At 73.9% G+C, this 19,479-nt stretch carries 18 protein-coding genes; 9 read left to right on the forward strand and 9 right to left on the reverse strand.

Features of this window, described 5'->3' with window-relative positions:
- Positions 1-145: 145 nt before the first annotated feature.
- Positions 146-406, reverse strand: a complete 261-nt coding sequence (locus tag ACZ4Z1_RS17555; protein ID WP_468487481.1) for a hypothetical protein — start codon at positions 404-406, stop codon at positions 146-148.
- Complete coding sequence (locus ACZ4Z1_RS17560; protein ID WP_468487482.1) at positions 403-2,016, reverse strand: alpha/beta hydrolase-fold protein; 1,614 nt, start codon at positions 2,014-2,016, stop codon at positions 403-405. The genes ACZ4Z1_RS17555 and ACZ4Z1_RS17560 overlap by 4 nt, the downstream gene beginning before the upstream one ends.
- A gap of 275 nt (positions 2,017-2,291) precedes the next feature.
- On the opposite strand from ACZ4Z1_RS17560, the gene ACZ4Z1_RS17565 reads away from it, so the two are divergent.
- Complete coding sequence (locus tag ACZ4Z1_RS17565) at positions 2,292-4,322, forward strand: glycoside hydrolase (RefSeq protein WP_468487483.1); 2,031 nt, start codon at positions 2,292-2,294, stop codon at positions 4,320-4,322.
- A gap of 78 nt (positions 4,323-4,400) precedes the next feature.
- Here the strand turns inward: ACZ4Z1_RS17565 and ACZ4Z1_RS17570 are convergent, their stop codons facing one another.
- Both ACZ4Z1_RS17570 and ACZ4Z1_RS17575 read right to left on the reverse strand, forming a co-directional pair.
- Positions 4,401-4,628: a con-10 family general stress protein gene (locus ACZ4Z1_RS17570; RefSeq protein WP_468487484.1), complete on the reverse strand. Its 228-nt coding sequence runs from the start codon at positions 4,626-4,628 to the stop codon at positions 4,401-4,403.
- Positions 4,629-4,745: 117 nt separating this feature from the next.
- Complete coding sequence (locus ACZ4Z1_RS17575) at positions 4,746-5,687, reverse strand: beta-ketoacyl-ACP synthase III (protein WP_468487485.1); 942 nt, start codon at positions 5,685-5,687, stop codon at positions 4,746-4,748.
- Positions 5,688-5,837: 150 nt separating this feature from the next.
- Between ACZ4Z1_RS17575 and ACZ4Z1_RS17580 the strand changes: the two genes are divergently transcribed.
- Positions 5,838-6,464, forward strand: coding sequence for a TetR/AcrR family transcriptional regulator (locus tag ACZ4Z1_RS17580; protein ID WP_468487486.1), 627 nt, complete (start codon positions 5,838-5,840; stop codon positions 6,462-6,464).
- A complete protein-coding gene (locus ACZ4Z1_RS17585; protein WP_468487487.1) occupies positions 6,461-7,246 on the forward strand; it encodes a GNAT family N-acetyltransferase in 786 nt (261 codons plus the stop codon). The genes ACZ4Z1_RS17580 and ACZ4Z1_RS17585 overlap by 4 nt, the downstream gene beginning before the upstream one ends.
- A gap of 25 nt (positions 7,247-7,271) precedes the next feature.
- On the opposite strand, the gene ACZ4Z1_RS17590 is transcribed toward ACZ4Z1_RS17585, so the two are convergent.
- Both ACZ4Z1_RS17590 and ACZ4Z1_RS17595 read right to left on the reverse strand, forming a co-directional pair.
- On the reverse strand, positions 7,272-7,922 hold the full coding sequence (locus ACZ4Z1_RS17590; RefSeq protein ID WP_468487488.1) for a response regulator transcription factor: 651 nt from the start codon (positions 7,920-7,922) through the stop codon (positions 7,272-7,274).
- A 39-nt stretch (positions 7,923-7,961) separates the two neighbouring features.
- Entirely contained in the window at positions 7,962-9,293 is a 1,332-nt protein-coding gene (locus tag ACZ4Z1_RS17595) for a sensor histidine kinase (RefSeq protein WP_468487489.1), read from the reverse strand.
- A 195-nt stretch (positions 9,294-9,488) separates the two neighbouring features.
- Here ACZ4Z1_RS17595 and ACZ4Z1_RS17600 point away from each other — a divergent pair, with 195 nt between their 5' ends.
- From ACZ4Z1_RS17600 to ACZ4Z1_RS17615, 4 genes are all read left to right on the forward strand, one after another.
- Positions 9,489-10,796, forward strand: a complete 1,308-nt coding sequence (locus ACZ4Z1_RS17600; RefSeq protein WP_468487490.1) for an NAD(P)/FAD-dependent oxidoreductase — start codon at positions 9,489-9,491, stop codon at positions 10,794-10,796.
- 2 nt (positions 10,797-10,798) lie between these two features.
- Positions 10,799-13,444 (forward strand): nitrite reductase large subunit NirB, encoded by a 2,646-nt coding sequence (gene nirB, locus ACZ4Z1_RS17605; protein WP_468487491.1) that lies wholly within the window; start codon positions 10,799-10,801, stop codon positions 13,442-13,444.
- Positions 13,441-13,794 (forward strand): nitrite reductase small subunit NirD, encoded by a 354-nt coding sequence (gene nirD, locus ACZ4Z1_RS17610; protein WP_468487492.1) that lies wholly within the window; start codon positions 13,441-13,443, stop codon positions 13,792-13,794. The genes nirB and nirD overlap by 4 nt, the downstream gene beginning before the upstream one ends.
- A 249-nt stretch (positions 13,795-14,043) precedes the next feature.
- Complete coding sequence (locus ACZ4Z1_RS17615) at positions 14,044-14,982, forward strand: oxidoreductase (protein WP_468487493.1); 939 nt, start codon at positions 14,044-14,046, stop codon at positions 14,980-14,982.
- 129 nt (positions 14,983-15,111) lie between these two features.
- Here ACZ4Z1_RS17615 and ACZ4Z1_RS17620 read toward each other — a convergent pair whose 3' ends face one another.
- Positions 15,112-15,621 carry a hypothetical protein gene (locus tag ACZ4Z1_RS17620; RefSeq protein WP_468487494.1) on the reverse strand — a complete coding sequence of 170 codons (510 nt, stop codon included), beginning with the start codon at positions 15,619-15,621 and terminating at the stop codon, positions 15,112-15,114.
- Between the two features lie 535 nt (positions 15,622-16,156).
- On the opposite strand from ACZ4Z1_RS17620, the gene ACZ4Z1_RS17625 reads away from it, so the two are divergent.
- Positions 16,157-18,040, forward strand: a complete 1,884-nt coding sequence (locus ACZ4Z1_RS17625; RefSeq protein ID WP_468487495.1) for an APC family permease — start codon at positions 16,157-16,159, stop codon at positions 18,038-18,040.
- A 69-nt stretch (positions 18,041-18,109) separates the two neighbouring features.
- On the forward strand, positions 18,110-18,325 hold the full coding sequence (locus ACZ4Z1_RS17630) for a hypothetical protein (protein ID WP_468487496.1): 216 nt from the start codon (positions 18,110-18,112) through the stop codon (positions 18,323-18,325).
- A gap of 85 nt (positions 18,326-18,410) precedes the next feature.
- Here ACZ4Z1_RS17630 and ACZ4Z1_RS17635 read toward each other — a convergent pair whose 3' ends face one another.
- A complete protein-coding gene (locus tag ACZ4Z1_RS17635; protein ID WP_468487497.1) occupies positions 18,411-18,845 on the reverse strand; it encodes a VOC family protein in 435 nt (144 codons plus the stop codon).
- 105 nt (positions 18,846-18,950) lie between these two features.
- Entirely contained in the window at positions 18,951-19,352 is a 402-nt protein-coding gene (locus tag ACZ4Z1_RS17640; RefSeq protein ID WP_468487498.1) for a hypothetical protein, read from the reverse strand.
- Between the last annotated feature and the right edge of the window lie 127 nt (positions 19,353-19,479).

Genomic DNA, 19,479 nt, shown 5'->3' on the forward strand with positions numbered 1-19,479 from the left:
GGTGGGGCGGGAGAGGTCTGCGTGGCGGGAGTCACAGAAGGGGCGTGCGGTGGGCGGGTGATGGGCAGCCCGTGACCGCCGCCCACCACCCGTCCGTATCAGGGGCGCCCCGCCCCGGCACTGGTGGGGCGGGGCGCCGCGTCCGTCACCCGGCGAGGGCCTTGGTACGCCGGTGAGGACGGTCGGGGACGGACCGCTGGGGGCGGTCCGGTGAGAACCCTCGCGGACGGTCCGGGGCGGGCCGTCGCGGGCGGTCCGAGGCGGGCCGTCGCGGGCGGTCCGGACGGCGTTCCGCGGCAGCCGGCGCCGACGGCTTGGCCGTACGGAAGCGGGGCGTGCGCAGGACGGCGCGGTACGCGCGGGACTTGAGGACGTAGTACGCGAGGCGCGGCGTGAAGGAGCTCATACGGACCCCGGTGTTCCGGCGCCGGGCCCCGCTGTCCCCGTGCCGTCCCCCGGCGCGGCGTCCGGCCGGCCCAGGAGGTCCGCCAGCCCCTCCGCCAGGCCGCCCGCCCAGCAGACGTGGTCATGACCGCCGTTGTACTCCCTGTACGTGACGGGAAGGCCGAGGACACGCAGGGTGTCGCGCAGTTCCCGGCACCGTCCGCGCGCGTCCCCCGCGTACCGGCCCACCCGCAGGTGGGTCCGCAGTTCGCGGCGGCCTCCCTCGGCGAACCGTTCCGCCAGCCAGGACGGGCGTCCCGCGGCACCGGCCCCGGCCACGGGCCCGGGCCCCTCCGGCCGCCACCACAGCGACGGCGCCTGGGCCAGCACCTTGCCGAACCGGCGCGGCGCCGCGAACCCGGCGTACAGCGCGGTGAGCCCGCCCAGGCCCTCGCCCGCGACGACCGTGCGCGACGGGTCGAACGTCACCGGCAGCCGTGCCGCCGCCCAGGGCAGCAGTTCGGCGGCGAGGAAGTTCGTGTACGCCTGCCGGCCGCCGAACTCACGGGCGCGGGTGGCGTTGTCCACGGCGTCCGGGGCGAGCACGACCAGCGGCGGCAGCACGCCGTCCGCGATCAGCCGGTCGAAGAGGTCCGGTACGCCGAGCCGCCCGAACCACATGTCACCGTCCAGGAGCACCAGCGTGTCGGCCCCGCCGTCCGGGAGCGGCCCCGGCGGCGCGTACGTCCAGACGTCGCGGCGGGCGGCGAGCGCGGCACTGGTCAGCCGGTGCCGTTCCACCATGCCCCGGCCGCCGCCCCCGCCCGGTCCGGCGACGGCCGCCCACGGCCGCCACGGCTGCGGCGGCGCGTCGGGCAGCTCGAACACCGAGCCGCCCTCGCCGCGCCAACGGGACGGCATGACGCGCGGGTTGAGCGGGTCGGGCCCGGCGGTGGCGAGCAGTGGGAGCAGCCGGGCCTGGAAGTCGTCCGCGGGCTCGGGGGCCGGCGCGGACGGGGGTTCGTGTACGGGCGCGGACGGCTCGTGTACGGGTGCCGGTACGGACGAGGCCCCCGCGTCTTCCGTACGGTTGCGGCCACCCGCCGTACCCGCATCCGGTGCGATCACATACGACCCGCGGTGGTCCGAAGGCAGCCGGTAAGTGAGGTGCCAGACGTCGGTGCCGTGGATCCGGCGCATCAGGCTGCCTGCCAGGTGCGAGCGGTCCACGAGGCGGTCGACCAGGAGGAGGACCCGGCGGGTGCGGTCCGTGCCGCGCCACAGGAAGGTGACGGCCCGGTGCTCGGGGTCCCAGGGGATCGGCTCGACGAGCGGGGTCCCCTGCGTCCCGGCCTCGGCCCAGAACTCCCGTACGGCGGCGTCGCGTCCGCCCGCGACGGAGGCGGCCAGCGCGACGATCCGCGGGCTGTCCACGATCTCGGCCGGTGCCGGGCGCGACGTGCGCGGCGGGCCGGCGGGTACGGCTTCCGCCGCCCCCGTCGCCGTCCCCGCCGGTCCGCCGGAGGGTGCGCCCGGCACCGTCCCCCCTGCCGCCCCCGTCGCCGTACCCGTCGCGGTGCCCGGCAGGGTTGCCCCGACCGCGCCCGTCGACGTGCCCACCGATGTCTTCATCGACGCTCCCATCGACAACCCGCTTTCCCGCCCGGCGCTCCGGCGCGGGCACAGACGACTTCGGCCGGGGCCGTACGCACCGCGCGGCGACCTCGACTTAGGTAAGCCTAACCTAATCGCAGATGGGTCGCCGGGACAACACCTCGGCCCCCGGAAGCAGCGGAACGGCGGAACGGGAACGGGGAACAGCCCGCCGCCGGAACAGCCCGCCGCCGGAACAGCCCGCCGCCTGGACTCTTAGAGAGTTCTTAACCCCGCCGACTATCCACGTGTCCATGGATTCCAAGATCGCCCCAGCCGACGGCCGCCCCCGCTCCGGCACCAGCGGCCGCCCCCGCTCCCGCACCGGCACACGCGTGCTCGCCGCCTCCCTCGTGCTGACGGCCACCGCCACCGTCGGCGCCTCCGGGTGCAGCAGCCAGGCCGTGGCCGGGACCGTCGAAGGGCGGCACGTCGAGATCCCCGTCCGGGGCGGTACGGCCACCGTCGACACCGGCACCCTCGCCGTGAACGCCCGTACGGCGGACGGCGCAAACGTGGCCCTGTCCGCCCCGTCCGGCACCGGCCTCGGCAAGCCCGGCCCGGTCGAGCGCACCGACGGCGGCGCCCGCTGGAGCTACCCGGACAAGGGCCTGACGGTGACCGCGCGCGCCGAGCACGGGCGGCTGCGGGTCAGCATGAAAGCGGACCGCGACGGTTCGGTCAGCTGGCCGGTGACCGGCACCGACCGGGCCGCGTCGTCCGTCCAGCTGCCGCGCGGCGAGGGCCTGGACATCCCCGTACGCGACACGTTCTGGAACTCCGCGAAGGCCGGGCTCACGGACGGCGCGATCGACGTGGGCGGCCAGCTCGAACTGCCGCTGTGGGGCTACTCCCTGGGCAAGGGGCGCGGCGTCAGCTACCTCACCCCCACCGACCTCGGCACCTCGCTGACGTTCCGCTCCGACGGCGGGCGGCTGCGCACCTCCACCACCCACGACTTCAACGGCGGCGACGGCACCCGCGACTACACCGTCACCTTCGCCCTCACCGACGGCAACCCCGTTGCGCCCGGCGCCGATTACCGCTCCTGGCTCTCCGAGCACGGGCAGCTCGGCAGCCTGCGCGAGAAGATCAGGAAGAATCCGGCGAACGGCCGGCTGCTCGGCGCCTTCCACGCCTACGTGTGGGGCGACGCGCGCAAGGCCGGGGGCGTCGAGGCGCTGCGGAAACTGGGCGTGGACCGGATGTGGCTCGGTTACGACGCCGGGCCCGACCCGATGGACGCCGCGGCCGTCAAGGCCGCCGAGAAGGCGGGCTACCTGGTGGGCCCGTACGACACGTTCGCCAACGGCCAGGACCCGAAGTCCGCCGACTCCCCCACCTCCGTGTGGCCCGGCACCGTCTACCCGGACTTCTGCGTACGGGACGCCCAGGGCAAGCCGGCGACCGGCTTCGGCAACCGCGGCTGCTACCTCAGCTCGCGCGCCTTCGAACAGGCCGAGCCGCAGCACCACTACCTCGCCGACCGCACCCGCGCCATGACCGCCAACGGTGCCGACAGTTACTTCCTCGACGTCGACGCGACCGGCGAGGAGTTCCGCGACCACAGCGCCGCCCACCCGATGACCAAGGCCGGCGACCGCGAGAACCGGCTGGCCCGGATGCGGCGCCTGGCCCGGGACAAGAAGCTCGTCCTGGGCTCGGAGAGCGCCCAGTCCTGGGCCAACAAGGTGCTGGCGTTCAACCACGGAGCGGCCACCCCGGTCGCCGACGGCCTGTGGAAGCTCCAGCGCGACAAGGAGACCTGGGGCGGCTGGTACCCGCAGAACGCCCCCAAGGCGTTCTTCAAGCCGGTGGAGCTGCCGGCCGACCTGGCGAAGGCGATGTACGACCCGGCCTACCGGGTGCCGCTGTACGAGACCGCGCTGCACAGCTCGCTCGTCAACGCCGAACGCTGGGAGCTGTCGTACGGCAAGCTGCCGCGGCAGAAGACCGACCGGGCGCTGCTGGCGATGCTCTACAACATCCCGCTGAACTACGTGCTCGACGGCCCGGCCATCAAGAAGTCCGGTCCGGAGCTGGCCGCGCTGCAGAAGTACTTCTCGCCGCTGCACAAGGCGGCGGGCACCGAGAAGCTGACATCGTTCCGCCGACTGACCGACGACAACCTCGTGCAGCGTACGGAGTTCGGCGACGGCAAGCTCACCGTCACCGCCAACTTCGGCAGCACACCGTACGCGGGGCTCCCCGGCGGCTGCGTGGACGCGAAGCTGAAGGGCGACGGGCAGCCGCGCCGCCTGTGCCCGGCGAAGATCACGGGCTGAGGCAGCAGTCCGACGCGGCAGTGGGGCGGACGTCCGGTGGACGTCCGCCCCTGCGCTCTCCGCGGGTGCCCGGCCGTGCTACTCGCCGTGGCGGCTGCGGCCGCCCTTCTGACCGGCCTCGGCGGCCCGCTCGCGGTCGTTGGCGAAGTTGCCGCCGCTCTCGTGGCCGCCCTTCTGACCGGCCTCGGCCGCGCGCTGCGGGTCGTTGGCGAAGTTGCCGCCGCTCTCGTGGCCGCCCTTCTGACCGGCGCGGGCCGCCTTCTCGCGGTCGTTGGCGAAGTTGCCGTTGTTGGTGGACTCAGCCATCACTACTCACCCTTACTCGTTGTGGGGGCTGTTTCCTTCCAGTCAGGCGGGTTGCCTCCCGCCCCGGGACTAAACACACGCACCAGGAAGAAAGCCGGCGAACCGCACCAACCCGCCTTACGGGCAGTCCACCACCTGCCCCGCGTACGACAGTCCCCCGCCGAAGCTCAGCAGCAGTACGGGCCCGCCGGACGGCAGGTCGCGGCGCTCGACCAGCTTGGACAGGGCGAGGGGCACCGACGCGGCGGACGTGTTGCCGGAGTCGACCACGTCCCGGGCGATCACCGTGTGCCCGGACAGGCCGAGCTGCTGCGCCAGGGCCTCGATCATGCGCAGGTTGGCCTGGTGGGTGACGACACCGGCGAGGTCCGCGAGGGCGACACCGGCCCGTTCGCAGGCTTCCCGGGCCAGCGGGGCGAGTTCGGTGGTGACCCAGCGGAACACCGTCTGCCCCTCCTGCGCGAAGCGCGGGTGCCAGTCGCCCGTCAGGCGCACGGCCTGGGAGCGGGTGGGGTCCGAGCCCCAGACGACGGGCCCGATGTGCTCGGACTCCGCGGCGCTGACCACGGCGGCGCCCGCGCCGTCGCCGAGCAGGACGCACGTACTGCGGTCGGTCCAGTCCGTCACGTCCGACATCTTCTCGGCGCCGATGACCAGGGCGTGCCGGGCGGCGCCCGCGCGAACCGAGTGGTCGGCGGAGGCGAGTGCGGTGCAGAAACCGGCGCAGCCGTTGTTCAGGTCGTACGCGACGGCCGAGGGGATGCCGAGCGCGGCGGCGACCTGGGCGGCGGTGGACGGGCAGCGGTCGATGGCCGAGCAGGTCGCCACGGTGACCAGGCCGATGTCGCCGGGTTCCAGCCCGGAGGCGGCCAGTGCCTTGGCGGCGGCGGCCGTGGCCAGGCCGGCGACGGACTCCTCGTCGGCGATCCGGCGGGTGACGATGCCGGTGCGCCGCCGGATCCACTCGTCACTGGTGTCGACCATGCCCGCCAGGTCGTCGTTGGTCAGGACGCGGGACGGCTGGTGGTGGCCCAAGGCGGCGATACGGGTTCCCGGCACGGCTGCTCTCCTCGGCTCGCGGACGGCACGGCGGGGCGCGGCCGGTGCGCCTGGTGCGGTGGTGCCGGCCGCACCGGTCGGAAATATAGCAACCGATCGGTCGGAAGCTAATTGCGGGAGCTCTGGGACCACGCTGGCTACGATGGCGGCATGAGCCCACGCAAGTCCGTCGCCGAGTCCCGCAGGACCCGCGAGCGGATCATCGACCGCAGCATCGCGATCGCCTCGGTCGAAGGACTGGACGGGCTGACCATCGGCCGCCTCGCCACCGACCTGGGCATGAGCAAGGCCGGCGTCCTCGGCCACTTCGGTACGAAGGAGGCGCTTCAGCTCGCCTCGCTGGACGGCGCGTCCGCGGTCTTCTCCAGAGCGGTGTGGGAGCCGGCCGCCGGCACGGCCCCCGGCCTCGCCCGGCTCCGGGCCGTCTGCGAGTACTGGATCACCTATCTGGAACGGGAACGCGGCGCCTTCCCCGGCGGCTGCTTCTTCACCACGGCGGCCGTCGAGTTCGACGCGCGCGTGGGCCCCGTCCGGGACGCGGTGGTACGCCGTTCCCAGCTCTGGCGCCGCCGCCTGGCCCACGAGATCCGGTACGCCGTCGAGACGGGCGAACTGCCCCCGGACACCGACCCGGACCAGCTCGTCTTCGAGCTGATCGGCCTCTACACCGGCCTCAACCAGGCCATCCAGCTCTTCGCCGACCCCCTGGCCCAGGACCGCACCCGGCGCGCCCTCGCCCGGCTGCTGGCGCCCGCACCGGAGAAGGAGATCCCGTGACCGACACGCGCCGGACGCACGTCGCGGACCTGCTCAGGACCGAGATCGAGGTCATCTGGCCCACGGACGTACGGGGCCGCTTCCGGGGCCCGCACCACATGGTGATCGCCGTATCGGCCGACGGCCGTCACCAGGTCCCGGCAGCCGCCGGTCACCTGCCGGACGCGCTCGCCGCCGATCTGCTGGCGGCCGTCACACCGCAGCCCACTCCCGTGGACCCGGGGTTACCGCCCCCGGCCCTCCCCCGCATCCAGCACCTGCTGGAGGCGGCCCTCGGCCCCGTACACATCACCTCGGGCCCCAGCTACCTCGTCCTCCCCGACCGCATCCGGTACGCCCCGACCGCCCCCGTCGTCCGGTCCGACACCGCGGACCCCGCCGCCGTCGCGGCCCTGCGCAGCGCCAACCCCGGCAACTGGGACACCGACGAATGGCGCGACCTGCTCGACGGGAAGCTCGGCTGGTGGGCCATGGCCCTCGACCCCGCCGCCCCGCCCCCGGGCACCGGGCGCCCCGCCCACATCGTCTCGATCTGCCACACCCCCTGCTGGACCGACCACGGCGCGGAAGCCGGGACCTGGACCCGCCCCGGGCACCGCGGCCGGGGCCACGCCGCCACGGTCACCGCCGCCTGGTCCCGTCTGCTGGCGCCGACCGGCCGCCACCTCTTCTACAGCACCTCCGACGCCAACCGCTCCTCCCGGAACGTCGCCGCCCGCCTGGGCCTGCGGCCGCTGGGACAGTTGTGGAAGCTGTCGCCCCCGGCCGGCATCGCGCTCTAGCCCCCGCCCTTCGTGCGCCCCGCCTCTACCCCACCGCCTCCAGGTACCGCAGCACGGCGAGCACCCGGCGGTGGTCCGTATCGGACGGCGGGAGGTCCAGCTTGGTGAAGATGTGGGCGATGTGTTTCTCGACGGCGCGTTCGGTGACGACGAAGGCGGCGGCGATGGCCTGGTTGGTGCGGCCCTGGGCCATCTGGGAGAGCACTTCGCGTTCGCGTGGCGTGAGGGTGGCCAGCGCGTCCGCGCGGCGCCCTGCGCCGAAGAGCTGGGTGACGACCTCCGGGTCCAGCGCGGTGCCGCCCGCCGCGACGCGTTCCAGCGCGTCGACGAACTCGGCGATGTCCACCACCCGTTCCTTGAGCAGGTAGCCGACGCCGCCCGCCCCGCCGCCGAGCAGCCGCGCCGCGTACCTGGTCTCCACGTACTGGGAGAAGATCAGTACGCCGGTGCCGGGGTGGTCGCGGCGGAGGGTGACGGCCGCGCGCAGTCCTTCGTCGGTGTGGCCGGGCGGCAGGCGGATGTCGACGACGGCGGCGTCCGGGCGGTGCTCGGCGACCGCGGACCGCAGCGCCTCGGCGTCGCCGACGGCCGCCGCCACCTGCACGCCGCGCAGGGTGAGGAGCTGGACGAGTCCGTCGCGCAGGATCGCGGAGTCCTCGGCGATGACGACGCGCATGGAGCCTGCCTTTGCCGTGTGCGGGGTGAGGGGTGCGGGTTACGGGTGCGGGATGCGGACGGTGACCACCGTAGGCCCACCGGGTGGACTGTCACAGGTCAGCGTGCCGTCCACGGTACGGACCCGGGCGCGCAGCCCGGTGAGGCCGCTGCCCGCGCCGACGGCCGCTCCGCCGCGGCCGTCGTCCCGTACGACGAGGCGGAGTTCGCCCCCGGGCCCGCGCCCGCCGGGCCCGTGCCCCTCCCGCTCCGCGCCGTTCGTCACCTCCACCTCGACCCGCGAAGCGCCGCTGTGCTTGGCCGCGTTGGCGAGGAGTTCGGCGGCGCAGAAGTAGACGATGGACTCGATGGCGGGGGACGGCCGGTGCCGGGCCGCCGTGCCGGTGGTGAGGGTGACGGGCAGCGCGCTGTCGGCGGCGAGGGTGGCGAGGGCCGTGTCCAGCCCCTGGTCCAGGACGGGCGGGTGGATGCCCCGTACGAGGTGGCGGAGGTCGGCGACGGCCTGCTCGGCGTTGCCCCGGGCGGTTTCCACCACGGTCAGCAGCTGCGCCCGGCCGGCGTCCGCGATGATCATTTCGCGGATCACCGTGAGGTGCATACCGAGCCCGACCAGCCGTGCCTGGGTGCCGTCGTGCAGGTCGCGTTCGATGCGGCGGAGCGTCGCCGCGGCGTCCTCGACGGCCTGGGCGCGCGTCTCCTCCAGCGTACGGATGCGCTGCGCCGACGGGTCGGGGCCGAGCAGCGAGCGCAGCAGGAGGCGGTGCGGGGCCTGGGCCTGGCGCAGCAGCCAGGGCGCTACGAGGAGCAGTGCGGCCCCGGTGGCGACGACCAGCAGCCATCGGGGCCAGGAGTCGAACTCCACCCCGTTCACCTGGAGGGAGATGTGGCGTTCGGTGCCGTCAGGGCCGCGCTCGGTGACGTGATTGAGGTTCTTGAGGACGGGGTGGGCGAGGAAGAGCAGCCCGTAGACGTACGCGGCCAGCACGACGAGGAGCGGCGCGACGGCCGTGAACGGCGCGAGGAGGGCGCAGCCGGCCGCCCGCCATCCGGCCCGGTCGCCGAGCACCGCCCGCCGCCACCCGAGCGCCCCGCCGCCGGTGCGCCGCGCGGGCGCTTCGATGTCCAGTCCCAGCAGCCCGCGTGCCAGGCCGCGCTGCGCGCTGCCGAGGGCCGTCGCTCCGCGTACGGTCAGCGCCGTCAGCCACGGGCCCAGCGCCGTCCACGCCAGCACCGTGCTCACCAGCAGCCCCACGACGACCAGCACCATGCCGAGCAGCGCGAACGGCAGCCCGAGTACGGCGTGCAGCACCGCGGCCAGGTTGCGGGGAGTGAAGGGCACGGCAGCCCGGCGGAGTAGGTGGCGCGGTCGCATGAGCAGCAACTTACGGCGGGGACGCGTCGGGATCGACCGTGCGGGTACGGGGGGCGGGGGTTCGGGTGGCCCCACCCCGGCCGTTCGGGCCGCCCCGGCCCTCACACCCCGCCCTCGCCCACGCTGAGGGCAGCGTTCCCCGCGGGAAACAGCGCAGATGCGGACGGGTAACAGCCGGACCGCACGCTGGCGGACATGACCTCGCAACAGCGTGTGGTGGTGATCGGTGGCGGCATGGCCGCCGCCCGGCTCGCGCAGCGCCTCCACCCGGCCGCCGCCGACGGCACCGACGGCGGCGGCCCGGCGCTCACCGTCCTCGGTGAGGAGCCGCACGCGCCGTACAACCGTGTCCTCCTCGCGGAAGTGCTGGCCGGCCGGTACGCGCACGAGGTCATCGCCCTGCCCGCCCCGCCCGACGGTGTGCGGTGGCTGGGCGGGGTACGTGCGGTGCGGATCGACCGGGCGAGCCGTACGGTGCTGTGCGACGACGGGCAGGCCGTACCGTACGACCGGCTCGTCCTCGCGACCGGCTCCAACCCGGTGCTGCCGCCTTTGCGGGGGCTCTTCCCGCCCGGCCACGACGATCTTCCCGACGGCGTCCACCCCTTCCGCACCCTGGACGACTGCGCGGCGCTGGACGCGGCCGCCACCCGGCCGGGTCTGCGCGCCGTGGTGATCGGCGGCGGGCTGCTGGGCGTCTCCGCGGCCCGTGCGCTGGCCGAGCGCGGCGTATCGGTGCTGCTCGCGCAGCAGGGCGAGCACCTGATGGAACGACAGTTGGACGCCGGTGCCGCGGCCCTGCTGCGCGCCCATCTCGAAGCGCTGGGCGTGGAGGTCCACACGGGGTGCCGGGTGCGCGGGCTGCGCGTCGAGGACGGGTCCGTACGGGCCGTGGAACTCGCGGACGGTTACGTGTCCGACGCCGGCCTGGTCGTCCTCGCCTGCGGCGTACGGCCGCGTGTCGGCCTCGCCCGGGGGGCCGGTCTGCCGGTGGACCGCGGCATCGTCGTGGACGACCACCTGCGGACGGCCGACCCGCGTATCCACGCGATCGGCGACTGCGCGCAGCACGACGGCGTGGTGTACGGCCTGGCCGGCCCCGCCCTCGAACAGGCCGACCTGCTGGCGCGCGTCCTCTCGGAGGAGGCCGCCCGCTACCGCGGCACCCGCGCCCTCACCCGTCTCACCCTCACCGGCCCCAGCTCCAGCCCCGGCCCGTCCACCACCCCCCTCGACCTCGCCTCCTTCGGCACCCCCTCCCCCCGCCCCGGCGACGACGTGGTCCACCTGTCCGACGCCACCCGCCGCGCCTACCGCAAGGTCATCGTCCGCGGCGACCGCCTCGTCGGCGGCATCCTCCTCGGCGACCTGGGCGCCGTCGGCACCCTCGCCCGTACCTGGGAAGCCGACGACCCGCTGCCCGCGGCGCCCCTCCTGCACCTGCTCACCACCGACCACAGCGGCGGTCCCCGCACCGCCCCCACCCCCGACGGAGGCTCCTGACCATGGCCGCAACCGCCGTTCCCACCCTCGTGCTCATCGGCCACGGCATGGTCGGCCAGCGGTTCCTCGAAGCCCTCGCCGACCGTGGTGTGACCGCGCGTACCCGGGTCGTCGTGCTGTGCGAGGAGCCCCGGCCCGCCTACGACCGGGTCCAGCTCACCTCGTACTTCTCCGGCCGCACGCCGGACGACCTGTCCCTCACCGACCCGGACTTCATGGCCCGGCACGGCATCGAACTGCACCTCGGCGACCCGGCGACCGCCGTCGACCGCGAGGCGCGCACCGTCACCGCCCGTTCCGGGCTGACGGTCACCTACGACACGCTCGTACTGGCCACCGGCTCGTACCCCTTCGTGCCACCGGTGCCGGGCGCGGACAGCACCGGCTGCTTCGTGTACCGGACGGTCGAGGACCTGCTCGCGATCGAGGAGTACGCCGAGAACTCCCGCACCGGCACGGTCGTCGGCGGCGGCCTGCTCGGCCTGGAGGCGGCCGGCGCCCTCAAGGGCCTCGGACTGCGCACCCACATCGTCGAGTTCCAGCCGCGGCTGATGGCGGTCCAGGTGGACGAGGGCGGCGGCAGCGCGCTGCGCCGGACCGTCGAGGAGATGGGCCTGAGCGTGCACACCGGCGTCGGCGGCAAGGCGATCGTCGCAGGTGAGGACGGGGCGGTGACGGCCATGGAGCTGTCGGACGGCTCGCGCGTCGAGACCGATCTGGTGATCTTCTCGGCCGGGGTGCGCCCGCGCGACCAGCTCGCCCGCGACTGCGGGCTGGTGGTCGGTGAGCGCGGCGGCATCGGCGTCGACGAGCGGTGCCGTACCAGCGATCCGGCCGTGTACGCGATCGGTGAGTGCGCGCTGGCGGCGGACGGCCAGGTGTACGGCCTGGTGGCGCCCGGCTACGAGATGGCGGAGACGGCGGCGGCCGCGATCGCGGAGGGCCAGGGCGGCTCCGAGGCGTCCGGCGCCCCCGGCTTCACCGGCGCGGACACCTCCACCAAGCTCAAGCTGCTCGGCGTGGACGTGGCCTCCTTCGGGGACGCGCACGGCGCCACCCCGGGCTGCCTCGACGTCGTGTACGCCGACTCGCGTTCCGGCGTCTACAAGAAGCTGGTCATCGGCGCGGACGGCGAACTGCTCGGCGGGGTGCTGGTCGGCGACGCCGAGTCGTACGGGCTGCTGCGCCCGCTCACCGGCAGCGTGCCGCCGGTCGCCCCGGAACAGCTCGTGCTGCCCGCGGGCACCGGCGCCCCGGCCGCCCTCGGGCCCGCCGCCCTGCCCGACGACGCGGTGATCTGCAACTGCCACAACGTCACCAAGGGCACCATCCGTAGCGCGGTCTCCGAGCACTCCTGCACCACCGTGCCCGAGGTGAAGAAGTGCACCAAGGCGGGCACCGGCTGCGGCAGCTGCGTCAAGGCGCTGACCACCCTGGTCAACGACGAGCTGGCGGCCGGCGGCGTGGTCGTGGACCAGGGCCTGTGCGGCTGCTTCCCGCACACCCGCGCCGAGCTGTACGAGATCGTCCGCACCCGCCGCCTCACCTCGTACGCCGAGCTGCTGGACCGCCACGGCCGGGAGGAGGCGCGCGGCGGCGACGGCTGCGAGATCTGCAAGCCGACGGTGGGCTCGATCATCGCCTCCCTGGCGCCCACGGTCGGCGCCGACGGGTACGTCCTGGACGGCGAGCAGGCCGCCCTCCAGGACACCAACGACCACTTCCTCGCCAACCTCCAGCGCAACGGCTCCTACTCGGTCGTCCCGCGCATCCCCGGCGGCGAGATCACCCCGGAAAAACTGATCGTCATCGGCGAGGTGGCCCGCGACTTCGGCCTCTACACGAAAATCACCGGCGGCCAGCGCATCGACCTGTTCGGCGCCCGCGTCGACCAGCTCCCGCGCATCTGGGCCCGCCTGGTCGACGCCGGTTTCGAGTCGGGCCACGCGTACGGAAAGGCGCTGCGCACGGTGAAGTCCTGCGTCGGCCGGACCTGGTGCCGCTACGGCGTGCAGGACTCCGTCCGCATGGCCATCGACCTGGAACTGCGCTACCGGGGCCTGCGCTCCCCGCACAAGCTCAAGTCGGCGGTCTCCGGCTGTGCCCGCGAGTGTGCCGAGGCGCGCGGCAAGGACTTCGGCGTCATCGCCACCTCCAACGGCTGGAACCTGTACGTCGGCGGCAACGGCGGCGCCGACCCCCGCCACGCCGACCTGCTCGCCCAGGACCTCTCCGACACCGAACTGGTCCGCCTGATCGACCGCTTCCTGATGTTCTACATCCGCACCGCCGACCGCCTGGAGCGCACCTCCGCCTGGCTGGAGCGCATCGAGGGCGGCCTCGACCACGTCCGCGACGTCGTCGTGCACGACTCGCTCGGCCTCTGCGACGAGCTGGAGGCGCTGATGGCCGCGCACGTGTCCGCCTACCGCGACGAGTGGGCCGACACCCTCGCCGACCCCGAACGCCTCGCCCGCTTCGTCTCCTTCGTCAACGCGCCGGACGCCCCCGACCCGGCCGTCCGCTTCGTCCCGGAGCGCGACCAGATCAAGCCGGACCTGCGCCTGCTGGCCGGGCCGAAGCTGCCGGTCCGCACCGCCCGCACCGCCACAGACGACCGCACCCTGGAAGGGACCGCCGCCCGATGACTCTCGCCGTCGAACTCCCCGCACCCGCTCCGGAACGGCCGGAGACCCGCTGGTTCCCGGTCTGCGACCCGTCCGCCCTCGTCCCGGGCCGGGGCGTCGCCGCCCTCCTTCCCGACGGCGGGCAGGTGGCACTGTTCGTGGACCGCGCGGGCCGCCCGTACGCCATCGGCAACCGCGACCCGTTCACCGGCGCGTACGTCCTCTCGCGCGGCCTGACCGGCTCGGCGGACGGCCGCCCGTTCGTCGCGTCCCCCCTCCTCAAACAGCGCTTCGACCTGGAGACGGGCGCCTGCCTGGACGATCCGTCGGTGTCGGTGCCCGTCTACCGGGTGCGGGAGGTCGGGAGTTAGGAGCGCTCCGCTCAGCTGTTGCCGCCGCCGATCCCGGACGTCCCGAAGTCCCACGTCCGGTGGTTCCCCGTCCGGCCCCGTACAGCCGTCGGCAGGCGCATCAGCCCGTTCCGGCGCTCCGGAGACCACGCTCCTCCCCGTCCGCATACGGACTTCCGGCAACCGCGGCCCCGCCCGGCCTGGGAGTCTCCCCACCGGTCCGGGCGTACGCTGGTGCCCCCGACGTCCCGACGAAGGAGCGCAGCAGGCGTGACCCGTTGGACCACGAGCCACATCCCCGACCAGACGGGCCGCTCGGCAGTCGTCACCGGCGCCAACAGCGGCATCGGCTACATCACCGCCCGCGAACTCGCCCGCCGCGGCGCCAGGGTCGTCCTGGCCTGCCGCAACGAGGCACGCGGGCACACGGCGCTCGCCCGGCTGCGCTCCGAAGTGCCGGCCGCCGAGGCCGAGTTCCGGCAGCTGGACCTGGCCGACCTGGCCTCCGTACGCGCCTTCGCGGCGGGCCTCGACGACTTCGACGGCGACCGCCTGGACCTGCTCATCAACAACGCCGGGGTGATGGCGCTCCCGCACCGCCGTACCGCCGACGGCTTCGAGATGCAGTTCGGGACCAACCACCTCGGCCACTTCGCGCTCACCGGCCTCCTCCTGCCCAAGCTGCTGGCCACCCCCGGAGCGCGCGTCGTCACCGTCTCCAGCGGCTTCCACATGCTGGGCAACGTCGACCTGGACGACCTCAACAGCGAGCGCGGCTACCGCCGCTGGATCGCCTACGGCCGCTCCAAGAGCGCCAACCTGCTCTTCGTCCACGAACTGGCGCGCCGCCTCGCGCGGGCCGGCTCGCAGGTGCTGGCCGTCGCCGCGCACCCCGGGTACGCCGACACCAACCTGCAGAGCGCCGGTGTACGGATGGAGGGGCGTACGGGCGCCGAGCGCCTGGTGGCGCTGGCCAACCGCGTCGTCGGCCAGCCCGCCGAGTCCGGCGCCCTGCCGACCCTGTGCGCCGCCACCGCCCCGCACATGAAGCCGGACGCCTTCCTCGGCCCCCGCAACGGCCTGCGCGGCGCGACCGCGCCGTCCCCCCGCGCCCCGTGGACGCGCGACGACGAGACGTCGGAGCGGCTGTGGGAGGCGTCGCAGGAGCTTACGGGCGTGCGGTACGACTTCGGCGGGGCGAAGGGCTGACGAGCAGGGCTGTGCGTGAGGGGTGAGCAGGAGGGCTGAGGCGGAGGGCGCCAGGGGCGCGGACCGGCCACCGGGGCAGGAGCGGACCGGCCACCGGGGCAAGCTCCGCCTGCGGCTGACGGCGGCCCGTCACTCCAGGCCCGAAGCCTCGAAGATCTTCCGGGCCCCGTCCCGGTCGACGTGCTCGCCCAGCACCCTCAGCACCTCGCTGCCCGACCGCAGCAGGCCGCGCTCCCGGGACAGCCGGGCGCCGGTGTCGAGCAGGTGCCACAGGGCCGGGTCGGCGGTGAGGACCTTGGGGTCCAGTTCGACGCGGTCGCCCAGCGCGTCACGCAGCACCAGCCGGGGCGCCACCCCGTCGCTGCGGTGCACGAGGACCAGCAGGTCGGTACGGACCCGGCGCTCGCGCAGCAGCCCGCGTACGGCGAGCCGGCCCGGTCCGGCCGTCACCCGTGCCGGAAAGAGCGCCGCGAAGAGCACCACCGCGAGGGCCGTCCAGCAGGCGGCGCGCAGCGGGTCGAGGGTGTGGCCGGCGAGGTCGACGACGAGCATGAGACAGAGCACGCCGGCCGTGCAGCCGGCCGCCGTGCGCAGTTCGGCCGCCCACCGGCGGTCGCGGTACGCCGCCGGGCCGTGCACCGGGGGTGGAAGGGCGTGCCTCTTCCGCGTATGCCGTGCGTGCCGTCCATCGCGCGCCCCACCGCCTCTCCGTCCGCCGCTGTACGCGCCGTCTCCGCCGTCCTCCCCGTGGACCGTGGCACCGGCCCCGGGCACCCATCTCCGTCCCATAGCCGTGACGCTAGGGCTACGGCGGGGGAACCGCCGGGACGTTGACGCGGCGCTGACGACGCTTCCCGGAAACTTGACGCGCCGCTGACAACACTGACGCGCCACCGGCAACGCCGCGCGCCCCTACGCCGCCCGCCCAGGACACTCCCAGGTCCGCGCCGCATCTCCCTCGGGGCCGCAGCCACCCGATGCACCGTCCACCCGGCGCCCCACCCACCCGTCCTCATCGGCACGCCCCCGCCGGGCATCAAAAAGGCGTGAAGAAGGCCGGATCATCCGCCAAAGCCACGCCAAGAACCGGCGCGCCCGTACGAACCGGCACTCACGCTGGGCTGGCCCCGTCACCGGGGTTCTCATCCCGCAGCGCACGGAGGTACGGCGAACGATGTCGATGGTGTGGAAGCCCACGGGCCGGACCGCAGGCCGGGTACCCGAGCCGGCCGCGCCCCCTCCCTCCCCGCCGCCCCCTGCCGCTCCCGACCCGGACGCCCGGCACCGCCTGACCTCCCTCCAGGGCCTCGCCGCCCTCTCCCTCGACGCGATGGCCTCCGTCGCGTACGGACCCGAGTCCGTCGTCCTGGTGCTGGCCGCCGCCGGTGCGTACGGCCTCGGCTTCACCCTCCCGGTGACCCTCGGCATCGCGGCGCTGCTCGCCGTACTGGTCGCCTCGTACCGCCAGGTGATCGCGGCGTTCCCGAACGGCGGCGGTTCGTACGCCGTCGCCAAGGCGCACCTCGGACGCCGTACGGCGCTGGCCGCCGCGGCCTCCCTGCTCCTCGATTACGTCCTGAACGTCGCCGTCTCCGTGACGGCCGGCGTCGCCGCACTCACCTCCGCCTTCCCGGCCCTGTACGGCGAACGGCTGTGGCTGTGCCTGGCGGTGCTCGTCCTGGTGACCGGCGTGAACCTGCGCGGCATCGTCGACTCCGCGAAAGCGTTCCTGCTGCCCACCGCCGCCTTCGTGGGCTCCGTACTCGTCCTCATCGCGGTCGGCCTGTTCCGGGACGCGCCCGCCTCCACGGCGTCCGCCGCCGGTCACGCCTCCGTACTGTCCGACAACGCGACCTCCGTCGGCGCGCTGCTCCTGCTGAAGGCGTTCGCCGCCGGGTGCTCGGCCCTGACCGGCGTGGAGGCGGTCGCCAACGCCGTACCGTCCTTCCGCGCACCCGCCGCCAAGCGCGCGCAGCGCACCGAGATCGCCCTGGGCGCCCTGCTCGGCGTGATGCTGATCGGTCTGTCGGTGCTCATCGGGCGCTTCCACCTCCAGCCGGTGGAGGGCGTCACCGTCCTCGCGCAGCTCGCGGACGCGTCGCTCGGCCACAACTGGGCGTTCTACGTCGTCCAGTTCGCGACCATGGTGCTGCTCGCCCTCGCCGCCAACACCAGCTTCGGCGGACTGCCGGTCCTGATGAGTCTGCTGGCCCGCGACAACTACCTGCCGCACGTCTTCGGCCTGAAGGCCGACCGGCAGGTGCACCGGCACGGCGTCCTCGCGCTGGCCGCCGTCGCCGCCCTGCTCCTGGCCTTCTCCGGCGGCGACGTGAACACCCTCGTCCCGCTCTTCGCCATCGGCGTCTTCGTCGGCTTCACCATCTGCCAGGTGGGCATGGTCCGCCACTGGCGGCAGGAACGATCCTCCGGCTGGCGCGGCAAGGCCGTCCTCAACGGTTCCGGCGCGCTGCTGACCGGCGTCTCGGCCGTCGTCGTCACGGCCACGAAGTTCACCGAGGGCGCCTGGCTGATCGTCATCGCGCTACCCCTCCTCGTCCTCGCCTTCGAGGCGGTGCACCGCGCGTACGGCAGGATCGCGGACCACCTGCACCTGGGCCGCATCCCCGAGACCCCGCACCGCGACCGCTCCCTCGTCGTCGTCCCCGTCTCCCACCTCTCCAAGCTGACCTGCGAGGCGCTGAACGCCGCCGTCTCGCTCGGCGACGAGGTGGTGGCCGTCACCGTCACCTACGCCGCCCCCGAGGACCGCCACGCGGCGGAGTCCCTGCGCCGCGACTGGGAACTGTGGAACCCCGGCGTCAGCCTCCTCGAACTGCCCTCCACCACGCGCACCGTCGGCCGCCCCGTCGCCGCGTACGTACGCGAACTCGGCGCCCGTCGCCCCGGCACCCGGGTCACCGTCCTGATCCCCGAGGTCGAACCGGCCCACCTGTGGCAACGCCTCCTCCAGAACCAGCGCGGCGCCGTCGTCGCCCACGCGGTCCGCCGCACGACGGACGCGACGATCTGCCGGCTGCGGTTCCGAGTGCGGGCGTAACCGGCCGGAGGGGCGGGGGCAGGGGAGGCGGACTGGTGCCGCTGTTAGGGTCGCGGGGGTCGGAAACCGGTGGGGCACCGGGCACCGGACGCCATCGATCACCTCTGCCAGGACCTGCTGTTCATGCTTCTCGGACGCATACTCGCCACCCTCTCGCTGCTCTGCGCACTCGCCGTTGCCGCCATCGGTTTCTGGCGCGGCGACGGGTGGGGCATCGGCCTCGGTGTCTATTCGGTGTGCAGCGCGTCCTTCGTCATGGCCGTGGTCTGGCGAGCCCGCAAGTAGGCGCTCGCCTGCGGTCCGTCCCCTGCCGGCTGATCCTGCCCGGGGAGGCGGCTCCCCGCCTCCCCGGCCCGGCTCGGAGAGTTGCTCAGTCGATACAGAACTCGTTGCCCTCGATGTCCAGCATCGGGATGCACGACTCGTTCTCGTCATCGGCGTACAGCGTCTGCACGTGAGTGGCGCCGAGCGCGACCAGCCGTGCGCACTCGGCTTCGAGTACGGCGAGGCGCTCGTCCCCCACCAGCCCGGTGCCGGCCCGGACGTCGAGATGCACCCGGTTCTTGGCGGCCTTGCCTTCGGGAACGCGCTGGAAGTACAGGCGCGGGCCCACGCCCGAGGGGTCACTGCAGGCGAACCAAGAATCCCGCTCCTCAGGGGGCAGGGTGCTGTTGAAAGCGTCCCAGGTGGCGTACCCCTGCGGTGGCGGCGGTACGACATACCCCAGCACCTCGCACCAGAAACGAGCCATGCGCTCAGGTTCTGCGCAGTCGAAGGTGACTTGGAACTTCCTGATCGTTGACATCGGCGCACCGTAGCAGGCGGGCTCCGCCCGGTTCTCGGAACTCAGCCCTGCCTGTCCACCCGCGCCCCACCACCAGCTCCATCAGGAGCGGGACGCCCCTCAGCCTCACTTCCCCGAACCGGGCGGCTGGAGGTCCCGTTCCGTCGGGTCCTCCCGCTCGGGCCGGTCCGGCGCCCGGACGAAGTCGTGCGAGGCGTTGTCCGAGGACTGTCCGCCCCAGTGGGGCAGCGGCCGGTCGCAGCCGGGCCCCGGCCGGTTCCCCATCGGCATCAGCGCCAGGTCGGAGCCGAGGAACGGCATGATGGAGTACCCGCCGTTGCACATCGGCAATACGTAGAACCGCTGCGCCTCCAGCTCCTTGCTGTTCGGGGCCTTGGGGTCCTGCGGGTCCGTGAAACGCATGCCGTCCCGGAGGTTGGCCGGGTTGACCGCCGGCCGTTTGCCCTCCCGCTTGTTCTCGAAGCTGTAGACCGTGTTGTTCTTGTAGTAGCCCACCAGGTGGACCACCCACAGGTGGGCATGCCCGTACCCATGACACCGGACGCCCGCATATGCCCGGGGCCAGAAGCGTTCACCGGGTGCGCGCGAAGACACAGCTGGCATGAACAGCGCCCGCCGCGCACCGACTTGGCGC

Source organism: Streptomyces sp. NPDC030165, assembly GCF_055573595.1.